The organism is Mesorhizobium sp. PAMC28654 (assembly GCF_020616515.1).
Lineage (GTDB): Bacteria > Pseudomonadota > Alphaproteobacteria > Rhizobiales > Rhizobiaceae > Mesorhizobium.
Map to the genome: position 1 here is coordinate 3,920,040 of NZ_CP085135.1, position 14,514 is coordinate 3,934,553.

At 61.3% G+C, this 14,514-nt stretch carries 12 protein-coding genes and 1 pseudogene; 7 read left to right on the forward strand and 6 right to left on the reverse strand.

The annotated features are described in order from the left end of the window. Positions 1 to 195: 195 nt before the first annotated feature. The 6 genes and pseudogenes from LGH82_RS19195 to LGH82_RS19220 form a co-directional block, all read right to left on the reverse strand. Positions 196 to 2,004: a recombinase family protein gene (locus tag LGH82_RS19195; protein WP_227344235.1), complete on the reverse strand. Its 1,809-nt coding sequence runs from the start codon at positions 2,002 to 2,004 to the stop codon at positions 196 to 198. Between the two features lie 88 nt (positions 2,005 to 2,092). After that, a pseudogene (locus LGH82_RS19200) lies at positions 2,093 to 2,194 on the reverse strand (ATP-binding protein); the annotation flags it as partial. A 275-nt stretch (positions 2,195 to 2,469) separates the two neighbouring features. Then, positions 2,470 to 3,414: a glutathione synthase gene (gshB, locus tag LGH82_RS19205; protein WP_227344236.1), complete on the reverse strand. Its 945-nt coding sequence runs from the start codon at positions 3,412 to 3,414 to the stop codon at positions 2,470 to 2,472. Between the two features lie 71 nt (positions 3,415 to 3,485). Next, positions 3,486 to 3,860, reverse strand: a complete 375-nt coding sequence (locus LGH82_RS19210; protein ID WP_227344237.1) for a GtrA family protein — start codon at positions 3,858 to 3,860, stop codon at positions 3,486 to 3,488. A 9-nt stretch (positions 3,861 to 3,869) separates the two neighbouring features. Beyond that, on the reverse strand, positions 3,870 to 4,880 hold the full coding sequence (locus tag LGH82_RS19215; protein ID WP_227344238.1) for a glycosyltransferase: 1,011 nt from the start codon (positions 4,878 to 4,880) through the stop codon (positions 3,870 to 3,872). A gap of 335 nt (positions 4,881 to 5,215) precedes the next feature. Continuing rightward, positions 5,216 to 6,349 carry an acyltransferase family protein gene (locus tag LGH82_RS19220; protein WP_227344239.1) on the reverse strand — a complete coding sequence of 378 codons (1,134 nt, stop codon included), beginning with the start codon at positions 6,347 to 6,349 and terminating at the stop codon, positions 5,216 to 5,218. A 315-nt stretch (positions 6,350 to 6,664) separates the two neighbouring features. On the opposite strand from LGH82_RS19220, the gene LGH82_RS19225 reads away from it, so the two are divergent. The 7 genes from LGH82_RS19225 (at position 6,665) to LGH82_RS19255 (ending at position 14,477) form a co-directional block, all read left to right on the forward strand. Then, positions 6,665 to 8,464, forward strand: a complete 1,800-nt coding sequence (locus LGH82_RS19225) for a GtrA family protein (protein ID WP_227344240.1) — start codon at positions 6,665 to 6,667, stop codon at positions 8,462 to 8,464. Positions 8,465 to 8,590: 126 nt separating this feature from the next. Beyond that, positions 8,591 to 9,940 (forward strand): putative bifunctional diguanylate cyclase/phosphodiesterase, encoded by a 1,350-nt coding sequence (locus tag LGH82_RS19230; protein ID WP_227344241.1) that lies wholly within the window; start codon positions 8,591 to 8,593, stop codon positions 9,938 to 9,940. Positions 9,941 to 10,095: 155 nt separating this feature from the next. Next, the gene (locus LGH82_RS19235) at positions 10,096 to 10,863 is read left to right on the forward strand and encodes an SDR family NAD(P)-dependent oxidoreductase (RefSeq protein WP_227344242.1); all 768 of its coding nucleotides are present in this window, start codon (positions 10,096 to 10,098) and stop codon (positions 10,861 to 10,863) included. Continuing rightward, positions 10,860 to 11,801, forward strand: a complete 942-nt coding sequence (locus tag LGH82_RS19240; protein WP_227344243.1) for a 2-dehydro-3-deoxygalactonokinase — start codon at positions 10,860 to 10,862, stop codon at positions 11,799 to 11,801. Before LGH82_RS19235 ends, LGH82_RS19240 begins: the two co-directional genes overlap by 4 nt. After that, positions 11,798 to 12,436, forward strand: coding sequence for a 2-dehydro-3-deoxy-6-phosphogalactonate aldolase (locus LGH82_RS19245; protein ID WP_227344244.1), 639 nt, complete (start codon positions 11,798 to 11,800; stop codon positions 12,434 to 12,436). The genes LGH82_RS19240 and LGH82_RS19245 overlap by 4 nt, the downstream gene beginning before the upstream one ends. Then, the gene (locus LGH82_RS19250; protein ID WP_227344245.1) at positions 12,433 to 13,314 is read left to right on the forward strand and encodes an SMP-30/gluconolactonase/LRE family protein; all 882 of its coding nucleotides are present in this window, start codon (positions 12,433 to 12,435) and stop codon (positions 13,312 to 13,314) included. The genes LGH82_RS19245 and LGH82_RS19250 overlap by 4 nt, the downstream gene beginning before the upstream one ends. A gap of 104 nt (positions 13,315 to 13,418) precedes the next feature. Next, the gene (locus LGH82_RS19255) at positions 13,419 to 14,477 is read left to right on the forward strand and encodes a D-alanine:D-lactate ligase-like protein (RefSeq protein WP_227344246.1); all 1,059 of its coding nucleotides are present in this window, start codon (positions 13,419 to 13,421) and stop codon (positions 14,475 to 14,477) included. Positions 14,478 to 14,514 lie beyond the last annotated feature (37 nt).

Here is a 14,514-nt window from a genome sequence, read left to right on the forward strand (position 1 = left end):
CGTTGCATCTTCACCTCCATAGGGGATGCGCGACATTGTCCTGCAGTAAAGGCTTTGCTCCTTTAATAGAAACGCCACTTTTTCTTTGTACGCAAGTAGCCTGAAGAAATAATTTGTCCCACGACAAGCTATAGGCACCTCGCTCAACGTCACTCTGCGCAGCGCGTGTCGGCCTCACGGTAGTGAGACGAGCCGTCAGTGAGGAATGGGTTCGTTGGAAATGTTGTCCAACCCATATGAACCCTCAAGAGGCATTCCACGATCGCTGCCGAAAAACGCCCCACTGCCGTCAACCACAACCTCAGCGACGAAGTCCGTTGGGTTGTCATTGTTCAGCACGATTCTACGGGAAATTCCGTCGGCAAGAACGACCGTGAAGCTGCGATTGTACCGCTGTCCCACGGTGTTGGACCGTTCGATTGCCTCAAGGATTCGCTGACGTTCCGACGGATCGAGGCTTTCGTTTTCAAGAAATTTCTCAATCCGCTTAATTTTCGGACGGGTTCCCTCGACCGCCACCCTCAATGAACTGATCACCATTCTCAGACGGTTAGCCACTGCGGCGCGGCGGTCGAAAATGTCCGGAGCGGACATATCCTGAACAGTGTCGATTAACGACCTTAGTTCGGAGGCTGTGATAACTGGCATCGCTTCGGCATCCAATATCTGCGCCCGAAAATGCCCAATCTGCGCTTCCTCGAGCACGATTTGCCCCTCACATTCGTCAAGCTTACCCTTGATGAAGGGCGTAGTTGCTCCCGGTTCGGTCAACATTTCGAATATCAATTCGCGCTTGGCTTTTAGCTGATGAACCTTTTCCTCAATGGCCGCGATTTGCTGTTCAACAGAGGCGCGCTCCGACTTTTCCGCTGCCGCTTTCAAGGTGGCGGTTAGATCGACCTCCTTAACGAAATACAGAAATGACGTTTCGAAGTCGGAATATGTCCAGCTGCTGCTCACGCAATCAAGATTGCGTACCGCATTTGTGCATCTAAGTGTCTGGGACCCTTTGGGCGGAAGCCCCTTATTCACAAACCTCATAGGGGCGCCGCAATAGTCGCACTTGGCTATTTGGGTGAAGAGGTTGCGGTATTTCGGCCCTTTTCGCCCCGCTCCCTCGACTAGCCTTTTTCGGCGAGATGCCTGAATTCGAAGGAACTGACCTTCCTCGATGATCTTTGGAAAGTAGTTCGGCACCGGATCGCCCGACGGTACGCGTTCCCCATGCTCCTCATATCGGTGAGGTTGGAATTCGCCCAGCACAGCACGACTGTTCAGAATCTTGGTTACGTACGACTCATGCCAGCCGTTGGATTTAGTGAATGTCGCCACGCTTGACTGATTCAGCGCCCGTGCAATCACGTACGACCCGTGTCCAGTGTCTGCCATTTGAAAAATCTGGCGGACGACGTCGGCACGTTCAGGGATCAAATCGAAGTCGGATCGATCTTCTCGTAATGACAACCATGCCGGGGCAACTTTGGTGACCTTCTTCTGACCAGCGTTCTTCCGCTTGTTCTCCCAAGCTGCTCCGATACGCATGCTCTTGGTCTTGGACTCCTCGTAAGCTCGACCAAGCACGACGACCGAGTAGATCACATCGGAAACGTTGGTATCGCCAGCCCTATAGACATGGTTGTCAGCGAGGGTGACGACATGGATCCCTCTTTTGACGATGTCGAAAAACACAGGAACTGAATCAAGCACCTGCTGACGGCTGATGCGATCCAGAGACTCGACCAGCAGGTATGACCCTTTGGTGACCACCCCTGTCTTCACTAAATCGAGAAATCTGCCGAGAGCGCCTGATGATACGTTCAGCCCCTTGAACGCCGAGATACCAATGTCTTCAAGCTTGAAGCCTTCAACGAGATCCAGGCCGTTTTGCTCCGCGTAGAGCTTGGATGCCTGTTGTTGCCTACGGAGACTGTCCCCTTTCAATTGAATGTCGGTCGACATTCGGATGTACGAATATGCCAGAGGCCTGGAATTTGCAGAATCCATACGAGCTATGTAGACCGGCCCCGATCTAAGCTCAACGCACGCTATCTTCCCTCATTCGTCGCCTGACAGAAGGAAAATTAATCCGCCTCACCATCTGCATGTTGACCTTGCCAGGCGCGATCATCACCTGCACGTCGACCGGCACGGCCTCGATGCCTTGGAACGCCACAGTGCGAACCCGCGCTACCATTTCCCCACCCCGGATATGGGCTTGCCCCAGATCAGGATGACGTCATCCTGATCTATCTCTTTGTTGGAGCATGATCTTTTCCGAAAACCGGCTCTCGCTTTTCGGGATCATGCCCAGCCTGTATGACTCCGGCCGCAAGCGACCGGATCGAAGTCAATCACAGATTGTTGATCAAAGCAAGAACATTACAGGAACAAGCAATCGGGATGGTTGCATCGCAATTGTGCCGGGTTGAAAAAGTGGAACATGGTTAAGCTGGAGTGAAGGTAAAACCTCTACTTCCGCCTTTTGTCCTCGACGGCATCCCAGAACAGGCTGGCGATGTCGGCGCCGCCGAAGCGGCGCACTTCGCGCACGCCGGTCGGCGACGTCACGTTGATCTCGGTCATGTAGTCGCCGATGACGTCGATGCCGACCAGGATGAAACCGCGTTCCTTCAGCGACGGGCCGATGCGGGCGCAGATCTCGCGCTCGCGCGCGGTCAGTTCTGTCTTTTCGGCACGGCCGCCGACATGCATGTTGGAGCGGGAATCATGTTCGGCCGGTACCCGATTGATGGCGCCGACAGGCTCCCCGTCGATCAGGATGATGCGCTTGTCGCCCTTGCGCACGTCCTTGAGGTAGCGCTGGACGATATAGGGCTCGCGGAACATCTGGCCGAACATTTCGAGCAGCGAGGCCAGGTTGCGGTCCCCCTCGAGCAGATGGAAGACGCCGGCGCCGCCATTGCCGTAGAGCGGCTTGATGATGATGTCGCCGAACTCCTTGCGGAAGGCGGCGACTTCCAGTGGGTCCTTGGTGATCAGCGTGTCCGGCATCAGGTCGGAAAACTCGGTGACGAAGATCTTTTCCGGGCTGTTGCGGACCCAGGCCGGATCGTTGACGACCAACGTCTTCGGATGGATGCGCTCAAGGATGTGCGTGCTGGTGATGTAGTTCATGTCGAAGGGCGGATCCTGCCTGAGCAGGACGACGTCCATCTCCGACAGGTCGGTGCGCACCTTCTCGCCCAGCGAATAGTGGCTGCCCTTCTCGTCGCGGACAGCCATTTCCTCGATGCGGGCGAACACCTTGCCATCCAGCAGCGACAGCCGGTCTGGCGTGTAGTGGAACAATTGGTGGCCGCGCCGCTGTGCTTCCAGCGACAGCGCGAAGGACGTGTCACCGGCGATCGACACGGTGGAGATATGGTCCATCTGGACGGCGATTTTCAGCTTCACGGCAGGTCCCCAGCGCAGTCAACGAGAGCGATATAAGCATCACGGGGCCGTCTGCCAATCGGGCCACGCCTTTAACGGTCGAAGACCAGCCGGGAATAGCCAAGGAAAGACAGCGTCATGGCGAAGAGCGAGGCGACGGCAAGGGCGGCAAGCGGCGGGGCCACAGGGAGCGCGAGCAGGATGGCCGAATAAACGAGATAGTTGACGATGCTGGTGGCAATGCCGACGCCGCCATAGCGCGCGCCTTCCCGTGCGATGCCACGGCTCGATGGCTGGAAGGTCAGATGCCGGTTGATCGACCAGGTGACGCACAAGGCAAAGCCGATGGACAGGATGCGGGCGAGGAAAGGCCCGAACGGCGTCACGTCCAGCAACAGCCAGAGCGCCGTTGCATCGGCGAAGAAGCCGATGCCGCCGGCGAGAATGAAACGGACGATGCGTTTCATAGTCAATCTTCAGGCCGCGCGGGGCGTCTTGCCGTGCTGGGATTTGACCGTTTCAGGCTCGCCCGCGCGCTCACGGCGCTCGACACGCGCCGACGGCATCGACAGATAGAAGATCCGCTTCTGCTCGGCCCGGCCGCGCGACACGGAATCGAGGATCAGCCCGGTCACCGCCGCCAGCATGGACAGCAGCAGCAGGGCAACGGACAGCACCCAGGTCGGCATGCGCGGAACAAGGCCGGTCTCGACGAACTCGATCAGCACCGGCGTCATCAGGAACAGGCTCGCGCCCAGGAAGAACACGGAAAAGGCGCCGAAGAAGCGCAGCGGCTTCGTCTCTTTCATCAGCATGGCGAACATCCAGAGGATCTTGGCACCATCGCGATACGTCGACAGCTTCGAGGAAGACCCTTCCGGGCGTCGGCCATAGTCGAGCGCGATCTCGCTGACCGGCAGTTTGAGCTGCGAAGCATGGACCGACATTTCGGTCTCGATCTCGAAGCCACCGGACACTGCTGGGAAGCTCTTGACGAACCGCCTGGTGAAGGCGCGATAGCCGGAGAAGATATCGGTGAAATCGGTGCCGAACAGCCGCTTGTAGAGGTTGTTGAAGATGCGGTTGCCGAAGGCATGGCCGGCCCTGCCGGCATCGTCGGTGACGCCGCGCCTGGTGCCGACCACCATGTCGGAGCGCTCGGTCAGCAGCGTGTTGATCAGTTGCGGCGCGTCCTCGGGGGCATAGGTGCCGTCGCCATCGGCCATCAGGTAGATGTCGGCGTCGATGTCGGCGAACATGCGGCGCACCACATTGCCCTTGCCCTGGCGCGGCTCGCGCACGACGATGGCGCCCGCCGCGCGCGCCTTGAGCGCGGTCAGATCCGTCGAATTGTTGTCGTAGACATAAATCTGGGCCGCAGGCAGCGTTTCGCGAAACCGCCTGACCACCTCGGCGATCGTCAGTTCCTCGTTGTAGCAGGGCAAGAGCACGGCGATCGACGGTTCATAGCGAACTTCTTGCGGCATTTTCGTCTCCGGCGCCTCGCCTGGCGATATGGCGGCGTTGGAAGCCAGCCCGTTCAGGCGGCTTTACTATTTATTGAAGCTGTTAAGGCCAGGTTAGGACCGGTCGGCATTCCTCCAAAGGTCATGAAATGGGCATAGCCAAGGGCGGCGCTTCCACCTGGAAGTTCGATCTCGCGCTGGCGCTGCTCGCCGCGCTGGTGGCCCTTGCCGTCAGCGTCTCGTGACGAAGAACCCGTTCCGTCGGTTGAACATCGAGGTTGGTTCAAGCTGCAAGGAAGTTGACTGACTTGGCGCGGTTCCCATTCGGTAGACACCTCTCAGCCGTTCTGAGGGCGCTACTTGGGTGCGGCAATGGCCGTACCAACACCAACTTTGACCGGATCAACAGCTGTCTGCCGATTGCCCACATACCGTACACGCAGTTGCAGGAACGGCGCTTCAACGCATGTGTAGCTGAGGTAGCCGATCGGGATCATTGCCAGGAAGCACAGGCCGGACCAGAGGCACGCCACATAGAAATTGCTTATGCTCATAATCTTGGTGTTGATGAACTCAGCCAACTGTGAGACGAAAAACACATGCAGCAGATAGATTGAATAACTATAGGATCCGGCCTTTTCCATGATCTTGAGCGGGAGGCTCGTTCGCTTCTGCGAAAAACTCGTATCGTAGTATGCGATCCCAAACGAATACGCTGCCGCCTCGATAGTCGGCAAGATGATCCATATCCAATGCGGCGACGGATAACGCACCAGCTGAAAAAATCCGCCGGCGGCATCGAACCACCAGAAGAACCCAGAAAATGCCGCCAGAACAGCCATCGCCAGCCAGTGCCGGTTCTTCGCATAGGCGCGGACCTGGAAGGCAAAGATGCCGGCCAAGAACTGGTCTCCATGTCCTATGATGGTCCAGGAGGCTACGGACTGCACCTGGCCGATTTGCTCGTACAGCGCGACCCGCAGCAAAATGGCTGCCGCAATGAACAGCAAGGGAGCGAACAAGAACCGCCTGGACGCCATCAGCAGAAACGGAAGCAATATATAGAAGTGGGCTTCTACGGTTATCGACCAGCCGCCATTCGGAAGAGTGGGAAGAACAAGGCCCTCACCGATCCTCGTGAAGTATTCGCCCAAGGGCTCTCCAGCTATGTATCTCCGGCAAGCCTCGATGCATATCACGGCCAGGAGCAGCGGAAGCAGTCTTAGCGCCCTGTTGGCAAAAAAGGGCAGATACCGAATCTGTTTTCCGTCAAGAAGCTTGGCAAACAGGTAGCCGGAGAGCGCCATGAACAATGAAACGCCGGTGTGCCCTTCATCCAGAAGGCTGAATATGGGAAAGGCCGGTACGAAGCCATAAGGTACAGGCCCCTCAGGCGACTGGTGGAGAAAATGCCAGGTGAAGACCAGAAAAATCGCCAGGCAGCGAATGTGATCAAGCGCCGGGTAGTGTTCTCCGGTCGATGATTTCATGGTTCAGACCACGGCCCCCGCGTCTTGCGCGATCATTACACGGACTTTGCACGACCTATCTATGCGCTGGATTATTTTAAATTGATTAAGCGCGTAAAGTCGACGCTCCCATATAGTCTCACTTAGACTCGAGCACCCTTGAAAACCATGATTGTACCGCTGGCCCTCTTTGTTGAACGGGTGAACGCATTCAAGTAACCGCTGACGCTCATTCGGTTCAAGACTGAAAGCCAGCCTCGCCAAGGCGGCTTTACTATTTATTGAAGCCGACAAGGCTAGGTTAGGACCGGTCGACATTCCTCCAAAGGTCATGAAATGGGCATAGCCAAGGACGGCGCTTCCACCTGGAAGTTCGATCTCGCGCTGGCGCTGCTCGCCGCGCTGGCGGCCTTAGCCGTCAGCGCCTATGCGGGCTTCCCCCAATTGGCCAATGCCCATGGCGACAATGACAGCCTGCTGCAGCTGGTCCAGGTGCGCGACCTGCTGGCCGGCCAGGGCTGGTTCGACATGCACCAGTACAGGATGGGTCCGGAAGGCGGCTTCATCATGCACTGGTCGCGACTGCTCGACGCACCGCTTGCCCTTGGCATTGTGGGCACCTCGGCACTGACCGGCAACATGGCTCTGGCCGAGAAAATCGTTCAGGTGGCCTGGCCAGCCCTGCAATTGTGGCTTTCGGTGTTCTTCATCATCCGCGCGGCGCGCAATTTCGCCGGAGAGCGCGCCGTCGTGCCGGCTATCATCGTCGGTGGCGCGGCGCTCTACTATCTGGGGATCTTTTCGCCGGGCGCGCTCGACCACCACAATATCCAGTTGATGCTGACGCTCGCGAGCCTCAGCCTGCTGCTCGACGCACCAACCCGCGGATGGGCGGCCTTGCCTTCGGGGATTTGCGCGGCGCTGACCATAGCCATCGGCATGGAGAGCGCGCCCTATGCTGGCGCCCTCGGCGTGCTCGTCGCCATGCTGTTCCTCACCGGAGGGGTGGGGGAGCGGCTTATCGCGCGCGATTTCGGCTTGGGCTTTGCCGGCGTTTCCGCTGTCGTCTTCGCCACCACCGTGCCGGCATCCGCATGGAGCCAGGCGCAATGCGACACATTCTCGATCGTGCAATTCGTGGTCGCCGCGATCGGCGGCGCCGGCCTTGCGGCCATTGCCTCGATCAGGGCTCTAAACCATACGCGCCAGCGACGCATGATCTCGCTTGGCCTGCTCGGTCTCGCACTTGGCGCGGTCGTCGTGGTGCTGTTCCCGCAATGCCTGGCGATGCCCTACGCAAATCTCGACCCACGCATCAAGACGCTGTGGCTCGACCATATCGACGAGGCGCAGTCGCTCTACAAACTCATACTCGCGGACCCGGCGCGGGTGGCGGCGCGCTATGCCACGCCGCTGCTGGCGATCATCCTGATGGCGCTGCGGCTGCACCGTGGCGACTGGCGCAGGCAGGACAGCATTGTCGGCGCGCTGCTCGTCGTCGCCTTCATCGTCAGCGCCTGGGAAGTGCGGGCGTCGACATTCTCGATTGCCTTCGCGGTGATCCCGCTTTGCGCCTGGATCGCGAAATGGCGCCAACGGGCGGAGACCAGCTCCTCGCGTGGCGTCGCCTTGCGCATGGCCGCGGTCTGGCTGGTGTCGGTGAATGCCGTCTGGACGGGCGCCGCAGCCGCCGCCTCTATCGCCTTCGACACCAGCAAGCCGGCGGTCGACCAGGGTGACGTCGATGCCACCTGCGAGCGCAAGGCCACCTTCGCGATGCTCGGCCAGCAGCCGCAAACCACGGTGCTGGCGATTTCCAATCTTGGATCGCCCATCCTGGCCTATACCAAAAATCGCGTTTTCGCCGGGCCCTACCATCGCAACATCGCGGGAAACCTGCTGGCGCTCGATGCCTTCATGGGCTCCGCCGCTGCCGCCAGGACGATCGCAAGGGATCATCACGTCGGCCTCGTCGCGGTGTGTCGCGGCAACCCGGAAACCAGGCTTCTCACCTACGAGGCGCCGGAGGGCTTTCTCGCCAGTCTTGCGGGCGGCAGCGTGCCGGAATGGCTTGAGCCCGTCACGGAAACGCAGGGTAGCCAGCTAGAACTTTACCGCGTGCGGCCGGGCAGCTGAGCAAGTATTTTTCAAGTGCCTGGGCCAATCTACACTGCCCCGGGAAAAGTCGACTTCGGGATACGTTTCCTAAAGGGTTTGCTGACAGTCTGGAAATAAATTCCGAGTTCTAAAACAGGGACACCGATGCAAACGTCGTTTGGCACCGGTCAGGCAAACAGGGAGACAACGGATCTGGCGTTCACCGATCCGTTGACCGGGCTTGGCAATCACCGTCGATTCTTCGACAAGGTCGACCGCCTGATCAGCGATCGGGCCGACGACCCGGCGCCGTTCACCGTCGGCATTCTCGACCTTGACGGCTTCAAGCCGATCAACGATCTGTTCGGGCACAAGGCTGGCGACGACATCCTGATCCAGGTGGCCATGCGGCTGCGCGCCTCGATGGACGGCTATTCCACGGTCTGCCGCATCGGCGCCGACGAGTTCGCCTTCCTCTATCCGATGGTATTCAGCGAGGAAGCGGCGGCCGAAAAATCCCGCATGCTGATCGAGATCCTGTCGGCGCCCTACGATGTCGGCGAACGCACGGCCAGGCTTTCGGCCTCGGTCGGATGCTCGCTGTTCTATTCGGGCGACGAGACCACCGAAATCCTCGTCAACAAGGCCGAGACGGCGCTCTACCACGCCAAGCGTTCGGGACGCGGACGCGTGGTCGTCTATACCCGCGAAATGGAAGAGGCTGCCAAGCGCGTCACCCGCATCGAACAGGCCCTGCGCCGCGCGGTCTCGGCCGGCGAGGTGGAGCCACATTTCCAGCCCATCGTCGACCTGAACACGCGCCGCACCGTCGGCTTCGAGACGCTGGCGCGCTGGACCGACCGCGACCTCGGCTCGGTGCCGCCGACGATTTTCATTCCCATCGCCGAGGAGCGCGGCATTATCGGGCCGCTGTCGCAGCTGGTGCTGCGCAAGGCCACGGAGGCGGCCAGGAGTTGGCCCAAGGACCTGTTCCTGTCCTTCAACCTGTCGCCGTCGCAGCTCGTCGACCAGAACACTGGCCTGCACATTCTGGCGATCCTCGACCGCACCGGCTTCGATCCGCGCCGGCTGGAGATCGAGATCACCGAAACCGGCCTGATGAACGATCCGGCCTCGGCCGAAAAGATCGTCGAGGATCTGCGCCGCGTCGGCATCCGCGTATCGCTCGACGATTTCGGCACCGGGCAGTCCTCGCTTGGCCGCTTGCGCGAATTCCATTTCGACAAGCTCAAGATCGACCGCGCCTTCGTCTCCTCCATTCTCGACGACCGTCCTTCGGAACACATCATCCGGGCGATCCTTGCCATGTGCGAGGGACTTGGCATGGACGTCGTCGCCGAAGGCATCGAGCAGGAAGCGCAGGCCGATCGTCTCGTCCAGTTCGGCTGCGCCGGCGGGCAGGGCTATTTGTTCGGCAGGCCGGTCGATGCCGACGCGACGCTCGGCTACCTGCGTGATTCGTTCCGCGGCGCCCTGCACGCCAAGGCGATCTGACCAGCCGATCCGCGATCCGTCTGGAGCCAAATTGAGCTCACGCCAAGGCTCGATGTCTTTTTGTCAGACATAAGCAAAACGAATCTGCTTTTCGCCCTTGCCCGCCGAACGTGTCTGGCTAGGATGCGCGCCGGTCCGGCTTGGAGAAACAGATCATGATGCCATCGGCGCATTTTGCCGACCTCGAAGGTGCTTCGGTGCTGATCACCGGCGGTGGCTCCGGCATCGGCGCGGCCCTGACCGAGGGCTTCGTGCGCCAGGGCGCGCACGTCGCCTTCATCGATATCGCTGATGGCCCCAGCCTGGTGCTTGCCGACCGCATCGAGAAGGAGCATCGCCGACGGCCGCTCTATCTCAAGACCGATTTGCGCGACATCGAAGCTCTGCGCGCCTCGGTTGTCAGGGCGGCTGAAGCGCATGGCGACGTCACCGTGCTCATCAACAATGCCGCCGTCGACGATCGCCACGCCGTGGAAGACGTCACCGTGGAATTCTGGGACAACAATCAGGCGATCAATCTGCGGCCGCACTTCTTCACCGCGCAGGCGGTGGCGCCGGGCATGAAGCGCGCCGGTGGCGGCTCGATCATCAATTTTACATCGACATCCTATCTGATCAATCACCCCGACATGCCCTCCTACACCGCCGCCAAGGCGGCGATCGTCGGCCTGACCAAGGGTCTGGCCGGCAAGCTTGGAAGCGACGGCATCCGCGTCAACGCGGTCGCCCCCGGCTGGGTCATCACCGAGCGGCAAAGAGATCTCTGGGTGACCGAGCAGGCTCTCGCCGCCCATGTCGCCAAACAGTGCATCAAGGAAGTGATGCGGCCGGATGACATGGTCGGGACGGCATTGTTCCTGGCGTCGGATGCTTCACGCATGCTGACCGCGCAGATGCTGATCGTCGACGGGGGCTTCCTGTGAGCGGGGCGGCTGTCGCCGCCATCGACTGGGGCACGACCCGTCTCAGGGCCTGGCTGATCGATGAAGCGGGAAAAGTCCTTGCCGAGCGCCGCGGCGACGATGGGTTGATCACCGCGCAGCAAAAGGGGTTTTCGACCATCCTTGAGGGCCATCTGGCGGCCATGGGCGCGCCGGCCGGGCTGCCAGTCATCATCTGCGGCATGGCCGGCTCCCGCCAGGGCTGGCTGGAAGCTCCCTATGTGACCGTGCCGTCGCCGCTCAGTGCCATCCTCGCGGGCGCGGCCGGGATTCCCGGCCAGAGCCGCGACATTCGCATCGTGCCGGGTCTCGCCCAGCGCCAGGCCGACGCACCGGACGTCATGCGCGGCGAGGAAACGCAGCTCGCCGGCGCTGGTTTGCCGGCAAAGGGACGCCATGTCGTCTGCATGCCGGGCACCCATTCCAAATGGGTTGTCGTCGAAGACGGCGGCGTCGCCGGCTTCTGCACCTGGCCGACCGGCGAACTGTTCTCGGTGTTGGCCGCGCATTCGATCCTGCGTCATTCCCTGGGCGAACATCCAAAGCCGGTCACGGCCGAAAACCCGTTCTTCCGGCGCTGGTGCGAAACGGCGCTGACCGAGGGCGGCGACGTCACCTCACGGCTGTTCTCGATCCGCGCCGCTGGCCTGCTCCAGGATCTCAAGCCCGACGATGCGGCTGCTTGCCTGTCCGGCCTGCTGATCGGCGGCGAGATCGCCTCGGCGAGACGCCGCTATGGAGATGCATCCACATCCATCGCGCTGATTGCTTCCGGTGCGCTGGCGTCGCTATACGGGGAAGCGCTTGGCCTTGCCAGCCTTGCGGTGAGGACCGTCGACGCTGACCAAGCCGTGCGCGCCGGCCTGATCGAAGCGGCACGAGAGAATGGCATGATCGCCCGAAGCGGAGTTACCAGATGACCCAGACAGCCGCCTTTCCGAAGCTCAAGCGCGGGCTGGTCGCCATTCTGCGCGGCCTTAAGGCGGCCGAAGCCATAGCCATGGGCCAGGCAATCTTCGACGCTGGCATCGAGGCGATCGAAGTGCCGCTCAACTCACCCCAGCCCTTTTCGTCGATCGCCAGGATTGTGGAAGTCCTTCCGAAAACCGCCCTGGTTGGCGCCGGCACGGTGCTGACGCCGGCCGATGTCGACGGTCTGCACAAGGCCGGCGGGCGGCTGTTGGTCAGCCCCAACATCGACGCCGAGGTGATGGGGCGCGCGATGCACTACGGCATGGTGACGATGCCCGGCGTGCTGACGCCCACCGAGGCCTTCCAGGCCATCCGGCTCGGCGCCTCGGCGCTGAAATTCTTTCCGGCAAGCGTGATCGGCGCGGCCGGCATTTCCGCCATGCGCGCGGTGCTGCCGCCCTCGACGCTGGTGGGCGCGGTTGGCGGCGTTTCGGAGAAAGACTTTGCCGGCTACAAGGCGGCGGGAGTCACCATGTTTGGCCTCGGCTCCAGCCTGTTCAAACCGGGCATGAGCGTCGACGAGGTGGCGACGCGTGCACACGCCGCCGTCGCGGCCTGGGACGCGGCCTTCGGAGAGGCATGATGAGCGAAATCGTTTCCGTCTTTTCCGACCATGTCTGCCAGTTGGGAGAAGGGCCGAGCTATGATCCCGGCACCGACGCGCTTTTCTGGTTCGACATCGTCAACGGCCATATGCTGGAGAAGGGTCTCGCCGGCGGCGCTGTCAGAATCCACGAGCTCGGCCAGATGGCCAGCGCCGTCGCCATCATCGACGATGGCAGACAGCTGATCGCCACCGAGACCGGCCTGCATGTTCGCGATGTGGCGACCGGCAGACTGACGCTGCACACCGCGATCGAGGCCGACAATCCGGTCACCCGCTCCAACGATTCTCGCGTCCATCCCTGCGGCGCCTTCTGGGTCGGAACGATGGGCAAGAGGGAAGAGAAGGGCGCCGGCTCGATCTACTGGTTCTTCAAGGGCGAACTGCGCACCCTGTATTCGGACATCACCGTCTCGAACTCGATCTGCTTTTCCGAAGACGGAACAATCGCCTACTACACCGACACCAGCAGCGGCCTGCTGATGCGTGTCGACTGCGACCCGGCGACCGGCCTGCCGAGCGGCGAGCCCAAGGTCTTTGTCGATCATCGCTCGTCCATGGGCTATATCGACGGCTCGGTGCTCGACCGCGACGGCGTTCTCTGGAACGCCTGCTGGGGCGGCAAGGTCGTCAAGGCCTACGGTCCCGACGGCAAGCTTGTCCGTTCGGTCGCAATGCCGGTGACACAGCCCTCCTGTCCGGCCTTTGTCGGCAAGAAAGCCGACCGTCTGGCGGTGACCTCCGCCTGGTCGGGCAAGGACGAGAAACAGCGCCAGCTCGATCCGCAAGCCGGCATGACGTTCCTGCTCGACATTCCCATCAACGGCCGCTTCGAGCCGCGCGTGCTGATTGCTTGAGTGCACCGCTGTCACGCATACGCCTGGCATACGTCGGTTTCGCGAAAGCCGATTGCAGGCGCCATGCGATGGTAGGCTGAAGCGCCGCCAGGAATCGTCCGACCATGCCCGACACCAAGCCGAAGCTGATCCTTGTCTACGAGCCGGAAAAGGCCTGCTTCGACCGGCTGATCGCCGATGGTTACGCGCCTGATCGTGCCACTGAAATTTCGTCCTATCTGGCGCAGTCGACCGATCTTGCGCATGAGTTCGATGCGATCGCCGCCGCCTGCGTCGAGCGCGGCCTGTCCTTTGCTCCGGTGGCGCTCGACGATGCCGCAGAGGCGCTTGCTGGCCAGGATCCGCGGACCACGCTTGTCTGGACGCTGTCCGACGGCATCGCCTATTTCCGGGGTGGCGCGGCACCCGCGCTGGCCAGGCTCAAGGGGCTGAAGACGATCGGCGCCGATGATTCCCTGTTCGCGCTCTGCCAGGACAAGTTCCGCTCCGGCGCCGTGCTTGGCGCGCTTGGCCTGCCGGTGCCGCAGGCGGGCCTTGCCCGCAATGGAGAATGGCTGGTGGAACCGCCAGCCTCCCCGGCCGGCTGGTTCGTCAAGCCGAACCGGCTGGGCGCCAAGATCGGCATCTGGCCGGATTCACGCTGCGGGGATCTCGCCCATGCGCTGGAATTGAGCCGGCGCGTATTCGAAGCCTATCGCGACGATGTCGTCGTGCAACCCTATGTCGCCGGCCGCAATGTCCGCGCGAGTTTCCTGGGGCTGGAGCCCGGTGCTGGAGTCGAGGCGCTTGGTGTCGCCTTTGTCGATTCAGGCGCAGATTTCCAGACCATGGAAGACAGCATGGCGCTTTACGGCGAAACGGGCGAAGCCGCGAAGGCAGAAGGAAAATACGCAGAACCGGAGCTGCTGCCGGTCGGCGACAGTCAGCCGGGAGCCGATGCCAGGATACGCCGTATCGCCGAGCGGCTGATGAGCGGGCTCGGCCTGCGCGATGTGTTTTCGATCGATCTCAGGGTCGAGGCTGATGACACCCTCCATCTCATCGAGTTCGAAGTCTGCCCCGGCCTGCCCTGCTTTGATTTTCGCGCCTATTGCCGCACGCAATGGGACATGAGCCTCGCCGATGCGATGGCCGAGACGGCGGCAAGCCGGCTGACAGGTTAGAAGCGTCGCGCCTGAACCGCACGACGCCACGTCCGGA